The 440-nt window shown below is 61.6% G+C and carries 1 pseudogene; it reads left to right on the top strand.

Annotated elements, in window-relative coordinates:
* Nucleotides 1-237 (top strand): annotated as a pseudogene (locus I6F21_RS37930) (hypothetical protein); the annotation flags it as partial.
* Between the last annotated feature and the right edge of the window lie 203 nt (nt 238-440).

Raw genomic sequence — 440 nt, 5'->3', positions numbered from 1 at the left:
ATCCAGTCGCTGATCACCTTTGACGGCACGCTTAGCTCCTGGTGGGCGCGCATTGCGATTGGTGTGTTGCTGTACGTGTTCTGCCTCATGCAACGCTTTCTTGGGCGCGCACAGCGCGGGGCAGCATTGCCACCGTCGACCCCGCACAGGCCGGCGCGGCCGTCGAACGAGACGGCAAAGGACGCCCCGGCTTCGGCCATCTTCATGCAGTCGCACGCCGTACCGCCTTTCAATTAGGCACACGCAGTTGCGGTTTCCCGTAGGCATACCGACCTTGTAAAGGTTGTTTCGCGCAACGATCAGATTGCAGGCGTTGGGCGCCGAACTTGGCGTGCAGGTGGAGTCCTTCCAAACGAACAGCGAAGCGGCGATGTGCGAGCGCATTCACCGCGCGTTTGAAGAAGGCCAGGACGCCGTGCTGATCAACGCAGGTGCGTGGA

The sequence above is a fragment of the Bradyrhizobium sp. NBAIM03 genome (assembly GCF_020194055.1).
In the GTDB taxonomy this organism is placed as follows: Bacteria; Pseudomonadota; Alphaproteobacteria; order Rhizobiales; family Xanthobacteraceae; genus Bradyrhizobium; species Bradyrhizobium yuanmingense.
The sequence above is the reverse complement of the archived record's forward strand: the minus strand, read 5'-3'. Positions and strand labels throughout refer to the sequence as shown.